The organism is Micromonospora sp. Llam0 (assembly GCF_003751085.1).
GTDB lineage: Bacteria > Actinomycetota > Actinomycetes > Mycobacteriales > Micromonosporaceae > Micromonospora_E.
Genome location: NZ_RJJY01000001.1, coordinates 2,405,890 through 2,430,728 on the forward strand (window position 1 = coordinate 2,405,890; position 24,839 = coordinate 2,430,728).

A 24,839-nucleotide genomic window follows, 5' to 3' on the forward strand; every position below is an offset into this window, starting at 1 on the left:
CCACGACCCACCCACTTGACCCTTCCGGGACCACCATGCCGGCCATGTGCCGCAACCCCGGGAGCGACCCCGGGGTGAGGTACGCGGTCCGGCGTGGCGACCCGGTCAACCAGGAAAGGATGCGTGGTCATGATCGAGCCATCCGCGCAGATCGAGTCCCTTCTCACCGCCGTCGCGTTGAAGCCGGGCGCCGCCGAGGGAATGCGAGCGATGATGCAACGGGAGTCCGATTTCCCGAACCCGTTGGAGGCGAAGCTCACCGGTATCGCCCTCGACCCGTACGGCCGCTGTTTCGCTGACCAGGTGTTGGACGCCTACTGGTCCGACGAGCCACGCAAGCAGAACACGTTGAGCTCCATCGGCGTCGAACGCGAGGTCATCATCGGCAGCGGCTTCCACGCCGCAGTGTACGCGGCGGTCCGCGTCCTCAGCGGATACCCGAAACCACTGGTGCTGGAACGAGACGAGCGCGCCGGTGGCACGTTCGCGATGACCACGCGGCCGACGTTCCATCTCAACTCCCGCAACCGCGGAGGAAGCGCGGGGCTGGCGGGCGACCAGAGCGCCAGCCTGAACTACCTGCCTGGCGCGCCGATCCAGGCGGCCAACCTGTCCATGCTGGAGTACCAGACGAACACGGACATGGCGTTCGTGATTCGGTTGGCACTGGCCCAGTACGCCGACGTGGTGACCAACGCGACGGTCTTGTCCGTCTCCCGTTCCGGAACGGGGGCGGAGATTGAGGTCGAGGGCCGTGACCCTCTGATGGCCGGGCGGGTCATCGACGCCAGGGGGTTGGGCGATCCGGACGAGGACGGCATCGCCAATGGCACGACGATCCTCACCTTCCCGCAGTTCATGAAGCGCATGGCCGGCATGTGGCCGCTGCGTGGCATGCGACGCGTTGCGGTTGTCGGCGGCGGGGACTCCGCCAAGTGCGCCGTCGAGGCGCTCCTCGGCATCGGCCCACAGCCGTTCATGGCCGCCGCCGCGCTCGACACCGTGGACCGGATCGACTGGTACTCCGACGCGCTGCCGACCACGTGCGAGGCGTGGCAGCTCGGCATCCGTGGCAGGTACCAGGCCATCGGTCGATACCTCCGGCCGGACCGTCTCGGTGCCCGACGGCTCACCGTGATGGATCGGCGGGCACGGCCCATCGCGCTGCCCGGCACCGGACTCATCGATGGTCGCACCTACGACATCGTTGTCCTCTGCACGGGCAACAAGGAAACACCTATCGAGGGTCTTGGCTTCGACGCGTTCGACGAATTCGAGATTCCGGATGCGAATGTCGTAGCCACCACGCACTACAACCTGCCCGCGTTCCGCATCGGTCCACACGCAAAGCTGCCGTTCACTCGCCGGGAACAAGAGGACGGAGTCGCCGATATCACCGCCAACGCCGTATCGATGTTCCGGACAGCGCCCATGACGGCAGCACTGGCGGCAACGCTTCCGGCACCGCAGCGGGACTGGGGCGGACCCTGCCGGCTGCTGCGTGACGGGGCGCACCTGAACGGCGCCTACCAACGCGGCCGCACGGATTCCGTTCCGAGCTCGTCACCACTAATACGGCAGCCCGGGTTCGTTATGTAGATGACTGGCGATGAGTTCAGCTCGGTCGGGAGTGGTCGGCGTGTCTGCGGGCACGAGGACGGCCGCCGGTTGATCATGCACTGTTTGTGAAGACAAGCGAAGATCGCGCGGCGGCCGCTGGGCACAGCGTAGACGCCGAAAGTTGGCTGACGGAGTTCGACGCCGGGTTCGCGTGGATCGCGGGCCGGTTCGGGCGGGTGGAACCGCGCCGGCAGGCCCGCTCGTTCCTGCTCGGGCTGCTGTCGGATGTGGACACCCGATCGTGCTGGCAGTTGGCGGAGCGGGCGGGGGACGCCTCACCGCACGCGATGCAGCGATTGTTGGGTGAGGCGGTGTGGGACGCCGACGCAGTGCGTGACGACGTGCGTGGGTACGTCATCGACGCGATCGGCGACCCGGGCGGGGTACTGATCCTGGACGACACCGGTGATCTGAAGAAGGGCGTACACACCGTCGGGGTGCAGCGGCAGTACACCGGCACGGCGGGGCGGGTGGAGAACGCGCAGGTCGCGGTATACCTCGCCTACGCCGCCCCGGGCGGTCACACGTTGATCGACAGGGAGGTCTACCTGCCCAAGGCATGGACCGACGACCCGGACCGGTGCGCCGCCGCCGGTGTCCCCGCCGATGTCGAGTTCGCGACCAAGCTCGTTCTGGCCCGGCGGATGCTCACCCGTGCCCTCGACGCGAACGTGCCCGCGGCGTGGGTCACCGCGGACGAGGCCTACGGCGGTGACCGGCACCTGCGCCGCGGTCTGCAGGCCAGGGGGATCGGCTACGTCCTGGCCGTGGCGAAGAGCCACCGGGTCACCGCCCGTCCGGTCGACGGCCCACGGCGTGCTGACCGGCTCGCCGCCGACCTGCCCACCCGAGCCTGGAACCGCCTGCCCGCCGGCGTCGGGTCGAAAGGCTCCCGCTACTACGACTGGGCCTGGATCGCCATCACCGCACCCGCCGACGAGACCTCCGGCCGGCACACCCTGCTGATCCGCCGCCGGATCAGCGACGGCGAGTTGGCCTTCTACCGCTGCTGGTCGGCTCGCCTAACTCCGCTGCGCACGCTCGTGCGCGTGGCCGGGACCCGATGGTCGATCGAGACCTGCTTCCAGACCGGTAAGGCCATCGGCTTGGACGAGCCCCAGGTCCGCCGATGGCACGCCTGGCACCGCCACGTCACCCTCGTCATGCTCGCCCACGCGATCCTGACCGTGATCGCAGCCCGCGAACACCGTGACCGCACCGCAGCCGATCAGACAGTGGTCGCGTTGACCCTGCCCGAGATCCGCCGTCTCTTCGCGAAGCTGATCACCAACACCGTCCACCCGATCAGCCACTGGCTGACCTGGTCACACTGGCGGCGTCGACACCAGGCACGCGCCCGGACCAGCCACTACCGCCGCCGCGACCAGGCAATCCATCAACCAGCATCTACATAACGAACCCGGGCTGCCGTACTAACTGGCCCGATCGCCGCGCTGGCTTGTCGGCTCGCGCCTGCCCTGTAAACAGGAGGCCAATTGACCATTCGTGACCGCAACAGACGATCGCGGCTGGCCGACGGCCAGCTCACCGCCCTGGTGCTGGACCACATGCGCACCTGGCCGCACCTCGACTTCAGCCCGTACGAACTGGGAACCGTGCTGGGCCACTCCCACGGCACGATCCGCCGCACTCTGCTGCGTCTCGCGGAAGCCGGCACGGTGACCCGCACCCGCCAGCGGCCCGCCCGCTTCCGCATCACCGCCTGAAACACCACACCGCCCGTCGCCGGACACCCCACCCGGGTCACTCGTCCTGACGGGACGCCTACGCCCATCTGGGCCCAGCGTCCCGCACCGGGGCGCTGGGCCTGCGTCAACTCGCAGGAGGACCCTATGACCTTCACGTCCGCAACCATCACAGCAGCAGCGGCGGCTGAGCAATGAACCCGACCACCACCCCCCACGACGGCACACCAGGGAACCGACCCCGCGGCCGGGCCGCCGAACACACCGCCTGGGTCTTCTATGTCATCGCCGCGCTCGGCTCCACCATCGGCCAGATCTGGGTCGGCGTACAAACCCCGCCCTGGCCCGACAGCCTCGGCTGGTGGTGGCGCGCCGTCTTCGTTGCCCCGTTCGCCGTCGTCATCGACCTCGGCGGAGCCGTGACGGCAGCGTTCGCCGACTGGCGGCAGCGCCTCGGCGAAACCGCCTACGGCTGGCGGGCCCTGTCGGTCGGCTCGGTCACCGTCGGCGTCGCCATCAACATCATCGGCCACCGCGACGTGCCCTACCTGGCCGTCGTCTTCGGCGGCCTCGGAATCTACGCATACGCGGTGTGGCTACTGCACAGCGCGGCCCGACGCCGCGACGCGCTCCGAGCCGTCGGGAAACTCGCCGTCACCGCACCCGCCTTCGGCATCGCCCAGTGGTGGCGCGAGCCCGCCGTCACCCGCCGGGCCCGATCCCTCGCGGTCGCGCAGCAACTCCCACTCCACCAAGCCCTCGACATCGCCCGACAGCAGATACGTGGCGACAAGCGCCGCGCCGCGCTCGCCATCCACGTGGAGACGCTGATCCGGTCCCAGCACGACAACCCCGCCGTTGCAGACATCGCCGCCACCACGCTCGATCTCGACGCGGTCGCCGCCGCGCTCACCGCCCAAGCCGATGTGCCCGGCTGGGCCCGCGTCATCGGCGCCGACCTACTACCCCCGACCCCACCACACAGCGACGCCGACCCGGACACCGACAGGAACCCCACCGGCCTGCCGGCCGGGCCGATGCCGCCCGCCGACGTGCTCCGCCGGGTGCCACAGGACCAGGCCTCCTACGACCGCTGGCGGCAGCTGTGGACCGAGCTCAAGGCCAACCCCGACCTCGAACTCGCCGAATTCGCGCAACGACACCACATCTCTCTGCGGCAGGTCCAGTGGATCCGCCGCACAGGAGCCAGCGGCCTGCTCGACTCACCGCTCACTCTGATCGACCGCATCGCGCTCATGGCCACCAGCAACGGCCACACCCCGCACGACCCGGCATCCGCCTCATAACCCCCTGCCGCTGGTGGCGGATCACCGACCGGTGTCCGCCACCAGCACGCCTGCCGAGGCCGACGCCGGGACCAACCGGCGCCCGCACGGCAGACCACCGCGGGCACACCACGAAGGGACAACGTCATGCCCGCACACACCCGGCGGCTACCGTGACCAGCCGCGTCATCGCCCTGATCGTTTCCATCGTCGTCGGCGTCGTGTTCCTGTGCGTCGCCGGCCCGCTCGCCCTCACCGGTGCCGCGTCAGGCTGCTCCGTGGTCACCACCCCGAGCGGCACCACCGACCGCTACGACGCCAAACAGCTGCACCACGCGCAGGTCATCGTCACCGTCGGCGCCCGCCTCGGCGTCCCCGTCCGCGGGCAGGTCATCGCGATCGCCACCGCACTGCAGGAAAGCGGGTTACGCAACCTCGGTCACCTCGGCGACCGCAACGACCACGACTCCCTCGGCCTGTTCCAGCAACGACCAAGCCAAGGCTGGGGCACCCCCGCACAGATCATGGACCCCGAGTACGCGGCAGAGGCGTTCTACCGCAAACTCGTCACCGTCCCCGGTTGGCAGACGATGCCGCTGACCGTTGCCGCCCAAGCGGTGCAACGCTCGGCATATCCCGACGCCTACGCCAAATGGGAAAACGACGCGACCGTCCTCGTCGGGCTCGTCTCCGGCCAACCGGCCGGCCCAGGCGGGCCCGGCGAGCAGTGCATCAGCATCGGCGGCTGGATGAAGCCCGTCCAGGGGATATTCGTATCCGGATTCCGGACCGACAGCCGACCCGGCCACGACGGTGTCGACATCGCCGCACCCAAAGGCACCCCGATCCACGCCGCCGCTTCCGGACTGGTCATCCGGGTTGTCTGCAACGCGTACCTGGTCACCGGATCACCGTACTCCTGCGACGTGGACGGCCACCCGGTCAACGTCCGAGGCTGCGGCATGTTGACTGCACCAACGATCCGTGAGCTGCACGTGTATCCGTCATGGACTCTCGCTCGTTCCCTCATCGATGTTCGCGGTTCGAGTGATGGGAGCGGGCGCTGCGATGGGTGTACGCGAGGAGTTGTTGGAGGGCTGTGGTGGGCTGCCGCAGTTGGGCGAGGTGGTGGCTACCGGTCGCGGTTCGCTGCCGTTCGCGTTGGTTGACGCCGCCGGTGCTGAAGTGGAGGTGGTCAGCGGGTTTCTTCGGGATTTGTCGCTGTCGGACTGTAGCCCGTTGACGGTCCGCTCATATGCGATGGATCTGCTGCGCTGGTGGCGGATCCTGGTCGCGTTGCAGGTCGACTGGCAGCAGGCGACGGCGGACGAGGTCGCGGTGATGGTGGGCTGGCTACGCAGCGCGCCGAACCCGCAGCGGCGCCCGACGGCGGACCATGCGGCGGTCAATCCGAGGACCGGCAAGCCGCTGCTGCGGGCGGGGTATGCGCCGGCCACGATCAATCACGCGTTGTCGGTGGTGTCGGCGTTCTACACGTTCCATGCCCAGCATGGTCGAGGGCCAGTGGTCAACCCTGTGCCGGTGTCGTTTCGGCGGAGGGCGTTGTTGTCGCATCGCAGCCCGATGGAGCCGGTGCCGGTGGTGCGGCGGGCACCGCTGCGGCAGAAGCAGCCCGATGCTCCGCCGCGGGCGATCCCAGATCCGTTGTGGGATGAGTTGTTCGCGGCGCTGGCGTGTGTGCGGGATCAGGCGCTGATGGCGCTGTTCGTGTCGTCAGCGGCGCGGGCCAGCGAACTGCTCGGGCTGACTGGTGATCGGATCGACTGGGCCGGTCAACGCTTCTGGGTGGTGTCGAAAGGGTCGCGGCTGGTGGAACCAGTGCCGGCGTCGCCGCAGGCGTTGACGCTGTTGGCGTTGTACTTGGACGAGGCGGGGTTGCCCGCACCGGGGCAGCCGGTATGGCGGACCCTGCGCGGCGAGCCACGCGCGCTGTCGTACTGGGCTCTGCGGCGGATGTTGCAGCGGGTCAACACGCGGCTGGGCACCAACTGGACGTTTCATGACCTGAGGCACACGGCGGCCACCCGGATGGCCAACGACCCGGCACTGACGTTGCCGCAGGTGCAGACGATCCTTCGGCACCGCAACATCGCCGACACCCTGCGCTATGTGCGTACCGACATCGACGAGTTGTTCAGTCGGTTGCAGCAGCACTTCCGCCGACCCCGGGTAGAGCAGATGCGTCCGGCGGCCGGGTACACGGCCGAGGACGTGGCGGTGGTGTTCGGTGGCTGAGCTGACCAGTACCGGTAAGGTGCACCGCACGCTGCCGGTGGATCCGTCGCTGGTCGACGGCAGCCGCTACCGCCGAGGCCGGATAGTCCCCGATGTCCCGGCACCGTCGCCTGCGGCGATGCCCCACGGGAACCTGTCGAAGGCGAACGAGCAGCAGCTGGGCGACCTGGCCGAACAGGTATGGGCCGGACCGCCCCGGGCACTCGCCGAGCGCCGCCGCGACCTGCGAGGGCTGCTGCGCTTCCTCGGCGGGTTCGACGGCGACACCTGGCAGCAGCGGTGGGACGGCTGCGGCTTCGCCGACGGTGGCCTGCCTCGCGCAGGGCTGGAGCCGCTGCCGCAGGCCCGCTTGATCTACGCGTTCAGGATGCTGATCAGCCTCCGTGTCATCCGGCCCCGGCTGGCGGCGGTCAACCGCGCCCACGCGGCCGGGTTCGCCGAGATGTTCCGCCAGGCTCAACGCGATCCTGCGCTGGACGCCTACTTCGCCGCGATCGCCGCAACCGGCTCCAGCAAGGCGGCGAAGGCGACCGCGTTGTTCGATATCGCGCGGGTGCTGGCGGTGTTCGGCATCCCGCTGGCGCAGCTGACTCCGGCAGGGCTTCTGGCCTACTCGTGGCAGTGCCGGGACAGCGGAGCAGGGTTGTATCGCAGCGGCGACCGCAGCAGCTTCTCCGCGCGGCTGGCGTGGGCGATGCTGGCCGAGACCGGCCACTTCCCGCCCGGCACCCCGCCGACGATCAACGCCGCCGGGCAACGCGGCCAGCTCACCGTCACCGAACTGGTCGACCAGTACCCGATCGCCAACCGCGATGTCCGCCAACTGCTGATCGACTACCTGACCCGCCGCGAACTCGGCATGGACTACAGCACCATGCGCAACCTGTCCCGGATGCTGGCCGGCCTGTTCTGGTTGAAAATCGAGCACCTGCTACCCGGAATCGTTGACCTGAAGATCCCCGATCACGTCTATGAGCAGTGGCGGGAGGCGATCCGGCTGCGTGAGGACGGACGGGAACGACTATCGGTCGACCCGATCCTGCTGGCGGTACGCAGCTTCTACCTCGACCTGCACACCTGGTCGGCCAGCGAACCCGATCGATGGGCCCCCTGGGTCGCGCCCTGCCCGATCTCCGGCCGGGAGCTGGCCGGCAGCGCCCGCCGCGACCGCAGACGCATCGAACGCTCCCAGGAACGCACCCGTTCCCGCCAACCCCTACTGCCCGTCCTGGTCGCACACGTCGAGGACCGCCTGACCAACCACCGGCAGCTACTCGCCGCCGCCACCGCGGCGCAACCCGGACAGCGGTTCACCGTCGCGGGCCGCGCCTACGAGCGAGTCTGGACCGACTACGACCAGCAGCGAAAGGCCAACGATCCGATCCGGGCCCGCGACCTTGCCACCGGGAAGATCAGCAACGTCCGTCTGATCGAAGACGCCTGCTTCTGGGACTGGGCCCTGGTCGAGGTGCTACGACACACCGGCTGCCGCATCGAGGAAGCCCTGGAGCTGACACAGCTGTCCATCCGCCGCTACCTGCGGCCGAACGGAGAGACGATCGGCCTTCTGGTAGTCGCCCCGTCGAAGACCGAACGCGAACGGATCATCCCCATGTCCGGTGAACTGTTCGCCGTCATCGCCGCGATCATCCGCCGCCACCAGGACACCACCGGATCGGTGCCGATCCTGCCCCGCTACGACTACAACGAACGCGTCCACACCGATCCGATGCCGTTCCTGTTCTCACGCCGGCACGGCCACGCCCGACAGGTACTGGGCCAACACCAGGCCGTCGCGATGCTGGCCCGTCTGTGCCACGACCTGTCGGCGACCCACCCCGAGTTCGGCCACTCCAGGTTCACACCGCACGACTTCCGCCGCCTGTTCGCTACTGACCTGGTCAACAACGGGCTACCTATCCACATCGGCGCCGCCCTGCTCGGCCACCTCGACCTGAACACCACCCGCGGCTACGTCGCCGTCTTCGACGACGACCTCGTCCGCCACTACCAGACCTTCCTGGCCAACCGGCGCGCCCTGCGACCAACGGAGGAATACCGGCCCGCCACCAAGGACGAATGGCGTGAGTTCGAGACCCACTTCGACAAACGCAAGGTCGAACTCGGCAACTGCGGCCGCCCCTACGGCACCGGCTGCGCCCACGAACACGCCTGCCTGCGCTGCCCCATGCTGCACGTGCACCCCGACGCCCTACCCCGCCTGGACACCATCGAAGCCGACCTGCACGACCGCCGCGCCCGCGCCGAGGCCGAACAGTGGCTCGGCGAGATCGAAGGCATCGACATCACCCTGGACCACCTCCGCCGCAAACGCACGCAGACCATCCGGCTCACCACCGGACCCACGATCCCAATCGGCCCACCCCACGAACCCTGACCCACGCACCGAGGAGACCACCACGACCACCCCTCACCTCAACCCCCGCCGCCCCCACCACGCCCAGAGCCGGCGATGACACCCCTACGCATCGGTATCGCCGCCGGCCTCGGCGGCCTGCTGCTACTCATCTGCACCCCCGCGCTGCTGTTCAGCACCATCGCCAACGCCTGCATCCCACCGACCACTCCGACATCAGCAGCCACGACACCGAGCACGAACCCGCCCAATCTGTCCGATCTAGACGCGCGGCAGGCAGCTAATGCCGTCACCATCCACCAGACCGCCATTGCGCTCAATCTGCCCGCCCGAGCCGCGGTCATCGCCATCGCGACCGCGATACAGGAAAGCAACCTGCGCAACCTCGCCAACAGCAACGTGCCCGCCTCACTCCAGCAGCCACACGAAGGCGTCGGACACGACCACGACTCCGTCGGCCTGTTCCAACAACGCCCCCTGCCACCCGACGGCGACGGCACATGGGGCACCGTGGCAGAACTCATGACCCCCACCATCGCGGCAACCAAGTTCTACCAAAAGATGATCACCATCACGGGTTGGCAGTCCCTGCCGCTGACCGACGTCGCCCAACGCGTTCAGCGATCGGCCTACCCCGACGCCTACGCCACACACGAACCCAGGGCCACCGCGATCATCACCGCCCTCGCTGGCGGCTTTGCCACCTGCGACGACAGCGTGGTCTCGGCCGCCGGATGGACCCACCCGCTGCCCGGCCACCCCATCGTCTCCGGCTTCCGCACCACCGACCGGCCCGGTCACGACGGCATCGACATCACCGCCCCGAAAGAAACGCCGATCCGGGCCGCCGCCACAGGCACGGTCATCACGGTCCGCTGCAACGCCAGCCTCAACGGCAAGCCCTACCCCTGCGACCAGGACGGATCACCAGCCGTGGCCGGATGCGGCTACTACAGCGAAATCCTCACCGGCAGACACGTCCACCGCTACTGCCACCAACTCGTCCAACCCCACGTCACCGTCGGCCAGCACGTCACCGCCGGGCAAATCATCGGTCTCGTCGGCACGTCCGGAAACTCATCCGGACCCCATCTCCACTGGGAGATACACGACGGCAACCCCGCCACACCCGACAACGCCATCGACCCCGTGGCGTTCCTCCGCAGCGTCGGCATCACCAACCCCGCTTCATGAGGCATGTAGGTTCTCATTAGATCTTTCGGTTCCGTCATTTCGTTGAGAAACCGTTGGGGTGGCGTTGTGGTACTCGGTGACCGTTCGGTGAGGATTCTACCGTGTCCACCGCGCTTCGTAGTCGCCCTGCATCCGTTGGAGTGGCGTATCGCCCGCCGATGGAGCGCTGGTAGAGACCACGCTGGAACGGGTTTCGGTTGAGGAGCTGATGAAGGCCAGGCCGGTGTGACTGTAGGTCCTCAGTGATCTTGGCACCGTCCCAACGATTTGGCGCCGAACTTGGCGCTTGCGCCAGATCGCTGCGGACCACGGCGGCGTTGTTGTTGGTTGGCCAGGCTCAGCTCTGACGAAAGGATCTTGTTCATGCTCGACAAGGCGCCGCGAACAAGATCGTCGCGTCGTGAAAACTCCGCAGCCTCACCCTCGAGCGATCGGCGGCCCAGCTGGAGCGGGTGGCACAGCCGGGGCGGCGGCTCGTGAGCGCGCCACCGACAGCACCAACGCCGCGGCGAAGAACGTGACCACCTTGCCGATGGCCAGGATGAGCGCGGTGGTCGGAAGCCAGTTCGGAATCAGCTTGACGAAGACGAACCATCTGAACATGCCAGAGCCGCCAGGATCCGAGTACAAGCTGGCGCCGGTGAACCACCCCGGCGTGAAGAAGGCGGTGCACACCACGATCCCGAGCAGCACCCAGGCGGCGTTCACGGCCGCTGACACGGTGCGCGAGCCCACGAAGTAGTACCACATACCAAAGGCGATCATGAGCACGCTCACGATGATGGTGATGGCCACACCGAAGGTCATCGCCCCCGTGGGGGGACTCCCGTAGTTGCGATCGAACTGCTCGTTGATTGATCCGATCACAGTAGCGGCGACTACCACCACGGCGATGCCCATGGCCGCACTTAGAAAGATGAGCACACTAGCCCAGACCTGGGTGCAAGAGCGGCGCCGTGGAATCAAGGGGCTCGTCATGCGAAGGATCGTGTCACGGCATTGACCCGCGTGGGTAGCCCAACCGGGCGCGCATCGCTTCGTCCACGGCCATCTCGGCGGCGTGGGCGTCGACGCGGACCTTCCGCATCCAGTTCGCTCGGCACTGCCCACACGGCGGTACTCGCGCCCAAAGCGAGCAGCCAAGATCGCGAAACGACACGATCTTGAGAAAATGTCGCCGACGAACAAGCGACAACGATCTTCACGGCCCCGGCTCAGCTGCATCTCCCAAGATCAAGTGCAGAGAAGGCTGGTACCTGGAACTGCTGCACCCCGACTCAACGGTCACCCGCTACTGCCACATGCTCCGCCGCCCGCCCGTCGAAGTAGGCCAGCAGGTCGCCATCGGCCAAATCGTCGGCCACATCGGCAGCAGCGGCAACTCCTCCGGACCTCACCTACACCTGGAAACCCATACCGGGCAGCCCGCGACCGAGTCCAACGCCGTTGACCCCGTTGGCTTTTTCGCGATACGCGGTATCGATCTGACCGCCACGTAAATGTAGGTTCTCAGTGGATCTTTCGGTTTCTCATCGATCTGTCGGTGTACTTGTCGGTTCCGACAGATCGGTGAGAGGCCGATGGTGCGGCGGCGGCAGCCCACCCGGTCCCGGTGAAGTTGGCGGGTTCCAAGGATCCTTGCGTGCAGCACTATAGTTCGGCGACATGGGGCGCATCAAGGGGCACTACGAGTGGGACGACGACGACCTCACCCCGGGACAGAAGAAGGAAGGCGGCCTCCACCAGAACCTCTTCGACAGCGAGGGCAACCTCAAGGGCAGCGCTCGGTTCATCCCCGACGACGGAAGCGAGCCCGAGCCTCTTGTCGTCACCGAGACGGTCTACGTCCCCGTCGAACAGCGCCGCCGAACTCGGGAAGAGGAAGAACTAGCCCAGGCCATCGCTGTCCTGGTCTCCCACTTGATCGACCGTGGGATCGCCAAAGCCAAGCCCCTCGCAGAGCAGTGGTGGCGGGAAACGGCTCGTCCAGCCATCGACGCTCAGCGGGCCAAGATGCTTGAGCGTCGCTCGCGACGCAAGGCACAGAAGAAGGCCCCTGTTATGGAGGGGACCGTTGTCGAGCCGTTTCAGAAACTGACTGAGGCGTCGGAAGAAGACCGCCCCAACATGTCGAGTGCAGAGGCGCAGGCCCGCTACCTAGCAGCCCTCGCTGCTCGAGCATATAGCGACGAGCAGATGAGGCTCATTACTAGCGCCGACATCGTCGATGGCGAAGGCACCGCGGAGTTGAGGCGCTCGCTGGCAGAACTCCCGTCCGATCAGGTCAAGCGCTTGCTCGAGGCAATAGCGACCAACCCCTCCATGCTGGGCGAGAAAACCCTGGCAGAACTGGCAAGCATCCTCGGGCGACGAGACCGCTCGGGATCTGACAAGTTGCGTCAACTTCGCTGAGGCGGATCGCTGGCCCTGCCTCTCGCTCGATCTGACGGCACCGCCAAGAAAACGACAGATCGATGAGAAAGAACGACCGACAAACCGGTGAGAACTCCCGACGCGGCCCAAGGTCAGCCAGCTGTCCGCCGACAAGATCGCCGAGAACCTACATCTCGGTTCCGAGACCCGTCTTTCGCATGTCGATCTCGGCAGTCACGTATCGGATGGTCTGAGCGGCCGCGCGGATGTGGACCATCGATTTCGTCCAATCGCGGTGAAGCTCACGGACGGCCTCCGAGCCGTAGGCGGTCACCAGCGCTTGGACTCGAACCTGCTTTTCCAATGACGGCAGCGGCGGCAGCTCCTGGGGCGGATCCGTATCCATCATCGGGTAGAGCGCCGCACTCCAATAGCCAACGCCCTCGACAACGTCGAGTAGCTCGACATACGCCTCGGATAGGCGCTGCTGCCGACGTGCATCGGCAGCCAGGACCCTCTCGTGCTGAAGCCGCGCGTTCGCCAGCCGCTCCGCGTGCAGATGTCCCATACGGGCCCCCAACAGCGTCCCTCCGACCGCGATCGAGGAGGCCACGCCGGCCGTCACAACCGGAACCCATTCCCAAGCCATGCGGACATCGTCCCGTATCCTGTCCAGCTGGCCAGGTCGGCTACTACGCGAGCGCAGGTCTTCCTCGGCAGTAAGACCCACTTCGCGCTGGCGCAAGGAGCACGAGCCACAGGGAGTCGGCCCTACGCGTCCGCGATAGTGGCCTGCACCTCCTCGCGGAGTGTGTCGAGGGCGGAGATGACATGGGCTTGCACCGCCCACCATGCCTCCTGGTAGTTGGTGATCGGATAGGAGAGGCCGAATGCCGGCAGCGCCTGCGCCGCCTTTCCTGCCGCGCCGACGTGCTGACCGGCATTGCGGAGGTGGGTGACCTTCTGCAACAGGTCCAGCGCGGCCGTCACACGCACCATCGCCTCGTCGGGCAAATGGTTGGGCAGATGGCTACGCAGCCGGTCGAACGGCCCGGCGCCCGTGCCGGGTACGTCCAGGGCCTTGAACATCTCGCCAAGAGCGCTGAGCCGGTCGGTGAACTCGTCCGAGCTGGTGACCTCGAAGACGAGCTTCGCGGCCCGCTCGGTGCTGGGCACATGCACGAGCTTGCGTCCGAAACGCAGCCGCCACACGACATCGAGGTAGTCGAAGGCGGTGACCAGGCCGAGCGGGGACGTCGGCTGCGGTATCGCGGCCGGGGCGGCCGGAGCCAGCCAGTTGCGCATGCGGCTGAGGTAGTCGTTGACGTCGTTGACAGTGCGGAAGCGCCGGATGAACGTGCTGGGCTGGTGGAACCAGCCGTCGTCGTTGGTGCCGCGGGCGCCGATCCAGGTTGACGGCTCACCCTGCAGCAGTTCCGGCAGCAGGTCGACCAGGGGCTCGCCGGTGAGGCCGAGGGTGTCAATGAGCTGACGCCCGGGGACGTCGACGGTGATGACCTTGGTCGGGTCGTAGACCGCTTTGACGCGCTGCTCGGCCAGCTCGCGGACGACCCGCAGGAACATGTCCACAGTCGAGGCCATCGCCGGCAGATGCGCCATACCGGCGATGGTCAGCTTGACCAGCTCCTGCTCGTGACCGGTCCGATCTCGGCGCGCGGGTGCGTACCCGTTGGCCAGGACCGGAAGCCGGCCGAATACCACGTCAATGTCGTAGTCGAGATCGTCGAGCTTGGCTTGGACGTACTGGTAGATCGGCCAGGTGCCAACGGCCAGCACGGCGTCGCCGATGATCTGCAGCAGGGCCTGCTGGTCGGCGGGGAGCGGGGCGTTCAGGGGGTCGATGTGATCACGGGCTTGCTCGGTCATAGTCGTCGCCTCACGTGTGGCGGAAGCGGTCCGCGCCACAGGGCTCGGTTGTCGCTGCTGCCGTCGACCGGGCAGCCGATCAGGATAGCGCCGGCGAGCTCTGTCGGGTGGGGAATTACATCGCAGCGAGCGCGATGGAAAAGGTGCTGGCGCAGCGCGTGGTGGACGTCCTCAACGCGGGTGGCCATCAACCGTGGTTCCCGCCCCATGACGCACTCCTCGTGAAGCACCACGTTCGGTACGCACGAGTCTGAGCCGACCAGCGTCGCCAAGCAGGCGAGGCATGGTCGCAGTGGTGGGAAGCCGACCCGGTTGTCCCGGCGCTGATGGAGCCGACCTGAGGTGAGCGGGCGTCGACATGCCGAACAGCGCCGAGGCCGCGAGCAGCTTGCCGCGCAGATCAATCCGGAGCGTTCGACCCCGGCTAACCTGACTCTCGCCCGCACACGGGCGGTCGCTAGCCTGTCAGGGCCGATGCGGCCTCTCGGCTTCGTCAGCCTCGCGGGCCAACGCGTCCAGGTCCAGCTCTGCCGCCCACTCCGCCATTGCCGCGTCGTCGTAGTCAGGCAATCTTCGCTGCGGCTCGTGCACGTGGGCGTCCGGATCGATCCCCTCAGATGTTGCGATCAGCTGCAGTAGGAACTCCTCGGCGCCTCGCAGTAGGACCGGCTCCTCCGTCCAGAATCCGAACTCCAGACTCCGCCGAGACGCTGCGGTAAAGTTCGCCGACCCGACCCACAGCCGCTTCGCCGTGAACCGAGTGACGTCGGCCGGGCCCAAGTCGTCCTCGTCGTGATCCCACAGCCGGCCGAGTAACGCCAGCTTGGCGTGCAGTAGCGGCGGCATACTCCCGTTCCCGCCGAAACCTTTGCGGAAGCCGATCGTCCGCACCGTTGGGATCGTGCGGTCCTGGTCTGGCAGAGTCCAGCCGGGACCGATGATCGGGGGCTTGCCGTCGACCAGGGTCGTTAGCTGCTCCAACTGGGGAAAGTACTCAACGGGCAGTCCGTGGGTGCGCTTGTTGAACTCAGCGAGGCGCCGCAGCTTATCGGGCAGCGCCGACGGTTGCAGACCCTTGCCCCGAGGCTGCTTGGTGACCACCACACAGGCCGCCTCCAAGCCGGCAATCTCGTCGAGCAACTCCGAGTCGTCCATCCACATCGCGCAGCCCAGCAGGGTAGTGCCAGGCCCGTGATACTGCTCCCAGCGCTCCTGACGGCGCTCCTGGAAGTCCCGGATCCCCTGCACCAGGCCGGTGAGCACCTCCCGGCCGAAGAAGGCCTGGTTGCCCTCAGCGCCGACGTCTACGGCCGCGTCGTACCACTGGTCGAAGTGAGGTGCCGCATCGTCTTCTGCCACTCCAGCAGGCTAGCTGGGTCACCTACTTCGTTGGCTGACGCGCGGCGAAGTCCAGCGAGCTCCGTGAAGGTACGCACGTCAAATTTGCGGATCCAGCGCCTCGAAGCCGACATTGGCGCGCCCATCCTGCAACGAGTACCACACTGCAACGCACCGATGGCTCCCACCAGCCGGGGGCAACACCTGCTCGACTACCTCGCTCGGCCAGACATCCATGAGCTGCTGCACCGCTACGCCGACGCGAACGCCCGCCCCAAATGCGGACCATACAGGCGTTCCACTCAGCAGTAACGCACCCGACAACCGTAACGGATACGCCGCCGCTAACCGCCGGGCGGACAGTCAGCCCTGCGCTCTACAACCTCCGCGCCGGAACAGACCAAGATCACGAGGATTCCGTCAGACCGATGAGAAAACACCACCGACACAACGGCGAGAAACGCCGACTCAACCCCAGCTCAACCAAGCAGGCTCCGCCATCTTCAACGCGAACCTACAGTAAACAATCCAACCGCCTCACCTTACCAGCAGGCTGATCCCCGGTGTCGCCGAACAATCCGCCCTTTTGTATCCGCACGGTTCACAACAATGCAGAGGAGCATCATGCCGACCCTCACCATCTACCACAACTGCGACGCACGATTCATGCCGTACCAGGACGGTCATCAACTCGTCGCAGTGATGTCCCACCGGCTCGCTGCCAGCGTCAGCCGCGACGCGCAAGGAGCGGCCGACTGGGCGTTTCACACCTTCAACATCGACCTCGACCAACTGGAGGCCAGTCGCGACACCCGCGACGGCGAGACCGCTTTCCTCGCCGCCTGCGTATACCGGCTCCTCGGACTCCGGTCACTGTCGGTCGGCGACGTCATCCACATCCAAGGCGAGGGCGAAAATCACTGGCTGGCCTGCGAACCGTCCGGCTGGCGTCGCATCGCCCCGCCATCCACCACACAGGGCCAAACGCTCACCACAGCGGTATACGAACGGATGCGATCACCGCGTACCGATGCCGGGACGACGCAACAGTCCTTCACCAGGGACCAGGTCAACGAGGCCCTCAACCAGGCATCCGACGAAATTCTCGACGCGGTCGACGCCGGTGCTGAAGGCCTCCGCGACGCACTCAACCTCGTCGTCAACGCCACCGCCAGCTATCTCGCCGGTGAAGCCGAGACCCTACGCGAGGTCGTCGAGCAGAACTACAGCGAGGACTACGACACCGTCCTGAGCCAGATCGAAACGGCCCTCTGAGTCGCTCACCGCTCACCGCCGGCCTGCTTTCGGGGGTCGCGACTCAAACCGGTGTCGTCGCTGAGTCGTGATCGACGGACGCGACGCGATCGCAGGTCGCGACGACGGCGCTAGACAACCGCACTGACGGCGTCGCCGCGCGCCTTCGACGCCCACCGCTACGAACGGAGAGGGTTCAGCACCGACGCGTTCTCCATCGACCAGAAATCCCGGCGGCCCGGCCACGACATCGACGCGTTTCGCCGCCCGTCGCACACCACATGACCAGCGCCGTCCGCGCCACCAGCGGAGATCGCTAGGCATTGACGCCACCGCCACACCGACCCACTGAACACCCCTTATGGGCGCTGCGATCGGCTGCTCAACCCTTACGGGCCGGCAGTCGATCGCAGCGTCCATCCGAACAGGATGGACGTGCGAATGGCCGACCGACGGCACCAACCTGAACCCGCTACGACCCAGCCGCCAGACAGCCATGGAAACACCGACGACGACGCGTTGACGGCGTTGATCGCCTCAGTCACCGCAGACGTCACGGGAACGGCCGACATGATGGACTGGGCCGAGGACGAAATCGCGAAAGCCGCCCGCCGTCACCCCGACCAGGCTGACGCGCTGTACCACGCGTTCAGCCTCATCCGTCCCCGCGACATCGGCCCGGGAATGACCAGCGAGTTCGTGTACCGGTCCCACGCCGCCGAACTGCTGGAACGCATCGCCACCGCCGCCGACACGAGACCGGCGACAGCGGCGGAACTGTGCCTGGTCTGCTCGCAGGTAAGCCAGTTCACGCCCATGCACGGCGCCGCCGCCGGACTCTACGTCCGCCTATGGCAGACCGCGTTCCCCCACCACCCGAGCAGTCCCGATATGGCCGACCAGCAGGTGCACTACGAGAAGCTGTTCGGCTCCCGCATCGACGACCTCGAACAGGAGCTACGCCGCAAGTGCGCCGACGCGAACCGGCGGCCGACCGCTATCGATTGCGCTGGCACCCACCACGGTCAGCGCGTCGCCTGCCGCTATGCCACCGCGCCGACGGAGGGCAACCACAGCCGCAACCGCGGACCGTCGAGCCGGCACGGCACTGACGTACCGACCCAGCCGCCGGGGACTACCGGACCGGCGACATCGAGCGCCCCCGCGCCGGACGCCCCGTGACCCGGCGCAGGGACCGGCAGGCCCACGGCGTACCGACCTGGAATCCGCAACCCATAGCCACAAGGCCCCACCGCTGCCGGTTCGGCAGAGGCGCAGGCCTGACGCGCCGCCCCTGACCCACGACCGAACCACGACAGGAGATCAACGGTGAACACACCGAGCCACACGGTGGTGACCGTCCCCACCGTCGCCGCCACCAGCGGCACCGTCCGCATGATCCGCATCCGCGCCAGCATCGGCACCGCGCAGCAGGCCACCGACATCACCGGCCTGCCCTCCGCCAGCCTCGTCCCCACCCTGGACCGGCTCCGCGCAGCCGTGGTCAACGCCGGCCTGCGCTGGCCCGCCACCCCGATCCGGCTCGACGTCTTCCCGACCGATGCGCCAACCGCGGACTTCGGCATCGACGCCGCCCTGGCGGTCGCACTGCTCGCCGCCACCGGCCAACTCCCCACCGACCGCCTGCCGGAACTCGTGGTCCTCGCCGAACTCGGGCCGGACGGCAGCCTACGCACCCCACAGTCCCTACCGGAGCGGCTGGCCTGCGCCGCCGCTGCCGCGTTCCGAGTCGCGGTGGTCGCAACGACCAGCCTGGCCGTCACCACCACCGTCCCCAGCATCACCGCCTGGCCGATACGTCATCTGCGGGAACTGGTCGACACGCTGCGTGCCGCCGCAGGGGAAGACACGCAATGGCCGACGCCAGGCGTGCCGATCGGCGACCTGGCCGACGTGCCCGCAACGCACCACCACGCCCGCCGGGTCCTGGAGATCGCGGCCGCCGGCGGACACCACCTCGCGCTGATCGGCCCGGCGACGGCCGCGACGACGACGCTTGCCCACCGACTGCCAGGCCTGCTGCCCGACCTCGACGACCACACCGGCCGGCAGGTAGCCCACCTTCACCACACGGCCGGACTCCTGCCCCCGCCAGTGCAGGTCCTCCGCCGGCCGCCGTGGCAGGCGCCCCACCACACCAGCACCGCCGCGGCGCTGATCGGCAGCCATCGCCGGCCCGGCGCGATCAGCCTCGCCCACGGCGGCCTGCTGTTCCTCAACGAGGCACCCGAGTTCACCAACCTGGCGATCGAGTCCCTGCTGCCGCCCCTGAGCTCCGGACAGGTCGTACTCACCGGCGCCGGCCGTACGGTCACCCGCCCCGCCAGAACACAACTCCTGCTCGCCAGCCGAGACTGCCCGTGCGGCGTCGCCGACAAATGCGCCTGCACACCGGCACAGCGCCGCCGGCACCTGCGCGGCCTGCAACAGTTACTCGACCGGGTCGCCATCCGGGCGAACCTTTCCCCGATGCCGCCACCCGAGGCCGCGCCGGGAGAACCAACCGCCATGGTCGCTTCCCGGGTGGCACAGGCCCGGGCCGCAGCCGTCGCACGCTGGGCGACCCAGCGCGTCACCGCCAACCACGACGTACCCACCGAGGCGCTGCGAGCCAGCCTGCGCCGGCACGCCATCAGCGACCTCGGGCCGCTACGCGCCCAGGTCGACGCTGGCGCCGTCACCGCACGCGGAGCGTCGCACATCCTGCGCTTGGCATGGACGATCACCGACCTCGCCGGCCGGGAGCGGCCCGAGCACGACGACCTGGTCGAGGCCGTCACCCTGCACACCGGCCGCAGCGCGTAATACGACACCCCGAACGGTCCTCTCCGCACCACACCGACACACGTCGACGCCACCCGGACCCGGGTGGCGTTTCGCATTCCACAAACAGGAGGCATCCTCATGACCTCGAACCCGGCCGACGATCGGGCTTTCCGACGCCGGCTACTCACGCACGTGGACACTCTCGCCCCGACCGTCACCCTCAACCCGGACCGGCCCATCCCGGCATCACGCCAACACCGCGCCGAGAATGCGCCGCGGGCGGTCGCCGCAGCCTGGGTGTACATGTCCTGCGTCGCCGCGTGGGCCGAAGACCACGACCTTGTCCGTCCGCTAATGCGCCGCGCCCCCGACGGCCTGACTCGCGCCCCCACCAGCGGCACCGTCTGGCTGGGCCGCGCGTTCGAGCAACTCGCCCGTCACCCGGCCACACAATGGCTACTGCACCCCGCCTACCAGCCGGCACTGTGGGCAGGCGCGCCAAGCCCGGCGGCGTGCACAACGCTGATCGACTGGTGGGCCGACGAGGCACCCAGCCTCGCCTACCCGGCCACCGGCACAGCACCCGGCTCCATCACCGGCTGGCCCATCGGCGACCTGCTACCGGTCCTGCATGACGACCGGCGGACGTCCAACGCCCTCGTCCAGACGCCGTACTGGGTCGCCGACCTCATCCTCGACGAGACCCTCGTCCCCGCCGTCGACGAGTTCCGCCACGAACGGCTGATCCGCACGATCGACCCGACCTGCGGCACCGGACACTTCCTGATCAGAGCGGTCGACTACCTGTGGCGGTGGTGGACCACCGGCACCATCACCAGCCGCGCCGTCACCACACGTACACCCATCATCGGCGGCGCTGCCCTACCACCCGCGCAGGCAGCCAACCGGATCCTCGCCAGCGTCGACGGAGTCGACATCGACCCACTCACCGCCGCTGTCGCCCGTCTCCGCATGACCATCTACATCGGGCATCTCTTGGCGGAAGCCGACGTCCTGCCGCGTCCGTTGCGGCTCGACCGCATACCCCACACGATCCTGCCGCGAATCGCGGTCGGTGACTCACTGCTGGTCGGCCGCATCAGCCGCCACGAGTACGCACAAGCGCATCCCGCCCTGGCCTCGCTGCCCGGAGCCGCCTTCCCCCTCGACGACTTCGCATGGCCACCCGAACCCGACACCCCACAGTCGAACACCCCGGCCAACCCCTGACCGCACGACACCACTGGTCAACACCGCACCACCATCCCGCCCGCATGGTGCGTCGCCCGCACTGGGCGAGGACGGAACGTCACTCGATGCAAAAGGGAGCCACCGATGCACTACCAACTACCAGCAGAGCAGCCGCCGATCGTGGTGGTCGGACCGGACGACACCACGTTCTGGACCGCGCTCGGCGACGACGCCGCGAACCGACTCGCCCTCGTAATCGGCGACCGGACAGACCTCACCACCGCCACCGTGGTCAGTGGCACACCGTCCGACCTTGTCCGCTACCTCGATACCACACGCGCATCCCTGTACCGGGCCGTCATCGGTCTCGCCGTGCACACCCGCGCCGAAAACCAGCTGGGCCAGCTACATCCCGCACTCACCGAGGCCCTAACCGGTGATCCCTACGAGGAAGTCGACACCGGAAAGCGAATCGCCCTACCCCACAGCGGGCTGCGCGTCCCGGCCGAATTCCGCAACCTGCGGATCTCCTCCTACCGGGCCATCGACACCCCGGACGGTCATGCGTTCAACGCCACCCTCCGGCTCGGTCGCGACGCGGTCGGCACCATCCGCAACAGCGGAGTCGGCGGACCATCCAGCTACGACGCGGAACCACACTCGCGGTTCAGACCGCAGGAACTTCGAGCATTCGTCGCGCTGTGTCGCACCAGATCCAATCGTGAACCCAACGAGGAGGAAGTCCTCGACGCCCTACTCGACGAATACCAGGGAAACCTGCGAGTCCGTCAAGCCACCCGTGCCGGGCTCATCGCCCTGCGAATGCTCGTCCCACTCGGCGACGATTTCTACACCCCGGCGGTAGCCACTGCCAAGCCCGTCCATACCGACGCCGACCGCACCGAACTCGCTCGCCAACTCGACGCCAGCATGCCCGCCGACGACGGCGGCCGATGGCAAATCTGGACCGGCGAGCAATGGGACGACCTCAACACCACACCGCCCCTGCCAAGCGAACCCGAGTAGCACGCCGAGCCCGGTCATGGTGCCAGCGCCAGCGCCGCAACAACCAGCTGACGCACCACCAGGAGCACCGCCCTGCCGATAGCGGGCGCTCTTGAGCGATGCGTGTCCCATGTGTACCAGCGAGAAGAGCTCTCGATGGCAACAGTGATCGCCTACGCCTCTTCCGATCGACCCGACGCACCGCCGCCACCGGCCGATGGAACTGGTACCGCTGACGTCAAGGCGTGACCACCATGTCGTACGCAAACGACATGGTGGTCACCAGTCGCCTCCCGGCTGCAGCCAAGGTGACCGACAGGAATTGCCCCGGGCCCAGCCGGTCGCTGATCGCGACACGACAGTGCTTTTTTGCATCCATGATGACTACTCTAAGCTGGCATACAATCACAAAAGGTGATCTGCTTATGCGGACCAGCAGCTGACGTACAGTCACCGTTCCGGCCCCGGCAGCAGACAGGCAAGCATTGACGTCGATGTCGAAAGCGATCGCCGCAGCGACGAACAGCCGCAGCGTGCCGAACGCGGCGACATGCTTGCTGATGGAGCACGCTGGGAACAGTAGGTCGTGACCAGCAGTCCAGCCGTCACCGTCGGGCCTACCCACCGCGACCCTGATGCTGGGAATCCGGTCGGCTTCCGGAATCACATGAAGCCAGTCCTCTTCAAAGCCCACGGCTCCCGAGTACGCCGCCGGCACGCCACGCTGCTGAATTCAGCAGTCGGGCCGCAACCGCCCACGGAGGGCGACGACCTCCGGAAAGGCGGTCACCGCTGGCGGCATCCGTCTCTCCCTGCCCAAGGCACGGGACGGTGCAGCCGCCGATCAACAGTAGAATGGGCCGCACCACTTCGCGGCCGATCCGGACGTCGTGCCCAGCAGGTCACTACCTCGCAGCACGCTGCAGCCAGAGGATCCGCAGCGGCGAATTCGTTTGCCGACACGGTGAGCTATACCGATGATGCGAATGCCAACCCGTCGGCAGTGCAGGAGGTACGGTGCGCGCCACGTTGATGGATCGCGCGGACAGCGACCAGATCGACGTCATCCTGACGCATCCGGCGCACCAGCAGACCCTGCACGCCTTGATCGACCTGGTCCAGGCGCTACGCGCCTGCCGCTCCGCCGAGGACATGTACCACTTCCAGGGCCGGCTCCGCGGCATGGTTCTCGACACCGAGAAGCACCGCGCCGCGATCAGCCAACAGATCAAACGACTGGATAAGCACCGCAACCTCACAGCCGACGCGCCCGAACTCGGAACTGCCCTCGACCGCACCGACCGAGCATCCTGGGCGTTGGAAGGTGACGTCTACGAGCGAATCTGGCGCCAGCTCAAGTCGATCGCGGACGCGCTTGCCTGGAAGGTCTTCGGCTACCAGCGCAACATCATCGTGGCACTGTCGCGAGCCGACGCCCCCGGCCCGATGTTCGGCAAGACCGGCCTGGCCGCAGAGCTGGAGTTCATCGAGACGGCCTGGCGCGAGAACCGCGAGTTCGTGCTGCACCACGACCTGACCAACGTGATCCGGGTTGGCGACGTCACCGTCCTCGACCGTGACGGCTGGGCTTGGCTCCGGGAGATCAAAACCAACCAGCGATACCGGATTCCCGCCCAGGAGCGGCTGCTGGCCGACACGTCGCAAGTCCTCTCCGACGAGGCAGGCGAGTTGCCCAGCGGCTACGTACCGGTGCGCACCACAATCGACTACCGCAGCAACCTGGCCGGCCTGCGTGACATCCTCGGCTTGGCGCACGCGCGGTCGGGGATCGCCGGCGGCGTGGTCTCATCCGGCCGCGCGGTCGTGGCGGCCAGTCAATTCACCGCCGCCGGCCGGTACACCGCTGAGGAATTCAGCATCCGGTTCAGCGCCGAACTCGCCCGGGTCCGCCGCCGCATCGGCACCGACGACCCCACGCACACGCTGACGCTGCTGAGCATCGACCAGGCCGGCCGTACCCTCGTGCGCCCACCCTGGGCGATTTACCCGATCGCAGCCAACGTCGCGGCCAGCCTCATCGCCGACGGCATGTTCTTCGCCGTCTGCATGAACCCGGACAAGATCATCGAATCGCTGGCCAAGGCCGGTGTCGAAGCTTCCTGGCTGCAGCGCCTCGACGGCACTGAGAACCCCGCGAAGCCGTTGTTGAAGGTCGCCGCACGGTCTGGCAACCGGCTCTGTTCGACGTCGCTGAACCTCGCCGCGATCGCGGAGCTGATGCTTGAGCTGATCGATCTAGGCACCTGGAGCCGGCAGATCGCCGCGATGCTCAGCGGTGAGTTCCCTGCCGGCATCCGGCCCTGGCCGTGCTTCGCCAAGGAGGCCATAGTCTGGGCCTGATCGTCCCGACCGCCAGGTGTTGTCTTGACGCCTTCACCCGCAGATGGGATCGCTCGCGAAGTGTCCTATAGCGCCGTCAGACACGGCTGAGGCCTTGCCTAGGCCGGGGTAATCAGGCTCTTCGAAGTTGAGCGGGGTGCACTGATCGATCCGACCCGGAGATGAGGGCTCGCAGCCCTTCGATGATCATCTGAGTGTCGAGTT

Annotated in this window: 21 protein-coding genes; 16 read left to right on the plus strand and 5 right to left on the minus strand. The window is 67.4% G+C overall.

Annotated features, from left to right (window positions below):
• Positions 1-123: 123 nt before the first annotated feature.
• The 8 genes from EDC02_RS10780 (at position 124) to EDC02_RS10815 (ending at position 10,439) form a co-directional block, all read left to right on the plus strand.
• On the plus strand, positions 124-1,599 hold the full coding sequence (locus EDC02_RS10780; protein WP_123601823.1) for a hypothetical protein: 1,476 nt from the start codon (positions 124-126) through the stop codon (positions 1,597-1,599).
• A gap of 146 nt (positions 1,600-1,745) precedes the next feature.
• Complete coding sequence (locus tag EDC02_RS10785; RefSeq protein ID WP_123604700.1) at positions 1,746-3,035, plus strand: IS701 family transposase; 1,290 nt, start codon at positions 1,746-1,748, stop codon at positions 3,033-3,035.
• Positions 3,036-3,116: 81 nt separating this feature from the next.
• Entirely contained in the window at positions 3,117-3,347 is a 231-nt protein-coding gene (locus tag EDC02_RS10790) for a hypothetical protein (protein WP_123601824.1), read from the plus strand.
• Between the two features lie 173 nt (positions 3,348-3,520).
• The gene (locus EDC02_RS10795; RefSeq protein ID WP_123601825.1) at positions 3,521-4,633 is read left to right on the plus strand and encodes a hypothetical protein; all 1,113 of its coding nucleotides are present in this window, start codon (positions 3,521-3,523) and stop codon (positions 4,631-4,633) included.
• 152 nt (positions 4,634-4,785) lie between these two features.
• Positions 4,786-5,781 carry a M23 family metallopeptidase gene (locus EDC02_RS10800; RefSeq protein WP_123601826.1) on the plus strand — a complete coding sequence of 332 codons (996 nt, stop codon included), beginning with the start codon at positions 4,786-4,788 and terminating at the stop codon, positions 5,779-5,781.
• On the plus strand, positions 5,681-6,868 hold the full coding sequence (locus EDC02_RS10805) for a tyrosine-type recombinase/integrase (protein ID WP_123601827.1): 1,188 nt from the start codon (positions 5,681-5,683) through the stop codon (positions 6,866-6,868). The genes EDC02_RS10800 and EDC02_RS10805 overlap by 101 nt, the downstream gene beginning before the upstream one ends.
• Complete coding sequence (locus EDC02_RS10810; protein ID WP_123601828.1) at positions 6,861-9,266, plus strand: site-specific integrase; 2,406 nt, start codon at positions 6,861-6,863, stop codon at positions 9,264-9,266. The genes EDC02_RS10805 and EDC02_RS10810 overlap by 8 nt, the downstream gene beginning before the upstream one ends.
• 75 nt (positions 9,267-9,341) lie before the next feature.
• A complete protein-coding gene (locus tag EDC02_RS10815; protein WP_123601829.1) occupies positions 9,342-10,439 on the plus strand; it encodes a M23 family metallopeptidase in 1,098 nt (365 codons plus the stop codon).
• 417 nt (positions 10,440-10,856) lie between these two features.
• Here the strand turns inward: EDC02_RS10815 and EDC02_RS10820 are convergent, their stop codons facing one another.
• Positions 10,857-11,339, minus strand: a complete 483-nt coding sequence (locus EDC02_RS10820; RefSeq protein WP_148083402.1) for a hypothetical protein — start codon at positions 11,337-11,339, stop codon at positions 10,857-10,859.
• 263 nt (positions 11,340-11,602) lie between these two features.
• On the opposite strand from EDC02_RS10820, the gene EDC02_RS42335 reads away from it, so the two are divergent.
• Positions 11,603-11,938, plus strand: coding sequence for a M23 family metallopeptidase (locus EDC02_RS42335; protein ID WP_255500156.1), 336 nt, complete (start codon positions 11,603-11,605; stop codon positions 11,936-11,938).
• Positions 11,939-12,104: 166 nt separating this feature from the next.
• Entirely contained in the window at positions 12,105-12,851 is a 747-nt protein-coding gene (locus tag EDC02_RS10830; RefSeq protein WP_123601832.1) for a hypothetical protein, read from the plus strand.
• A gap of 148 nt (positions 12,852-12,999) precedes the next feature.
• On the opposite strand, the gene EDC02_RS10835 is transcribed toward EDC02_RS10830, so the two are convergent.
• The 3 genes from EDC02_RS10835 to EDC02_RS10845 form a co-directional block, all read right to left on the minus strand.
• Positions 13,000-13,461, minus strand: a complete 462-nt coding sequence (locus EDC02_RS10835; protein ID WP_148083403.1) for a hypothetical protein — start codon at positions 13,459-13,461, stop codon at positions 13,000-13,002.
• 122 nt (positions 13,462-13,583) lie between these two features.
• Complete coding sequence (locus EDC02_RS10840; RefSeq protein ID WP_123601834.1) at positions 13,584-14,699, minus strand: hypothetical protein; 1,116 nt, start codon at positions 14,697-14,699, stop codon at positions 13,584-13,586.
• Positions 14,700-15,164: 465 nt separating this feature from the next.
• Positions 15,165-16,058, minus strand: a complete 894-nt coding sequence (locus tag EDC02_RS10845) for a hypothetical protein (protein WP_123601835.1) — start codon at positions 16,056-16,058, stop codon at positions 15,165-15,167.
• A gap of 603 nt (positions 16,059-16,661) precedes the next feature.
• On the opposite strand from EDC02_RS10845, the gene EDC02_RS10850 reads away from it, so the two are divergent.
• From EDC02_RS10850 to EDC02_RS10870, 5 genes are all read left to right on the plus strand, one after another.
• Positions 16,662-17,312 carry a hypothetical protein gene (locus EDC02_RS10850; RefSeq protein ID WP_123601836.1) on the plus strand — a complete coding sequence of 217 codons (651 nt, stop codon included), beginning with the start codon at positions 16,662-16,664 and terminating at the stop codon, positions 17,310-17,312.
• A gap of 414 nt (positions 17,313-17,726) precedes the next feature.
• Positions 17,727-18,473, plus strand: coding sequence for a hypothetical protein (locus EDC02_RS10855; RefSeq protein ID WP_158632132.1), 747 nt, complete (start codon positions 17,727-17,729; stop codon positions 18,471-18,473).
• A 147-nt stretch (positions 18,474-18,620) separates the two neighbouring features.
• Complete coding sequence (locus EDC02_RS10860) at positions 18,621-20,117, plus strand: ATP-binding protein (RefSeq protein WP_123601838.1); 1,497 nt, start codon at positions 18,621-18,623, stop codon at positions 20,115-20,117.
• Between the two features lie 99 nt (positions 20,118-20,216).
• Positions 20,217-21,308 (plus strand): hypothetical protein, encoded by a 1,092-nt coding sequence (locus EDC02_RS10865; RefSeq protein WP_148083404.1) that lies wholly within the window; start codon positions 20,217-20,219, stop codon positions 21,306-21,308.
• A gap of 105 nt (positions 21,309-21,413) precedes the next feature.
• Positions 21,414-22,295 carry a hypothetical protein gene (locus EDC02_RS10870; protein ID WP_123601840.1) on the plus strand — a complete coding sequence of 294 codons (882 nt, stop codon included), beginning with the start codon at positions 21,414-21,416 and terminating at the stop codon, positions 22,293-22,295.
• A gap of 217 nt (positions 22,296-22,512) precedes the next feature.
• Here EDC02_RS10870 and EDC02_RS10875 read toward each other — a convergent pair whose 3' ends face one another.
• Positions 22,513-22,992 carry a hypothetical protein gene (locus EDC02_RS10875; protein ID WP_148083405.1) on the minus strand — a complete coding sequence of 160 codons (480 nt, stop codon included), beginning with the start codon at positions 22,990-22,992 and terminating at the stop codon, positions 22,513-22,515.
• A 299-nt stretch (positions 22,993-23,291) separates the two neighbouring features.
• On the opposite strand from EDC02_RS10875, the gene EDC02_RS10880 reads away from it, so the two are divergent.
• On the plus strand, positions 23,292-24,635 hold the full coding sequence (locus EDC02_RS10880) for a hypothetical protein (RefSeq protein ID WP_148083406.1): 1,344 nt from the start codon (positions 23,292-23,294) through the stop codon (positions 24,633-24,635).
• Positions 24,636-24,839: the final 204 nt, after the last annotated feature.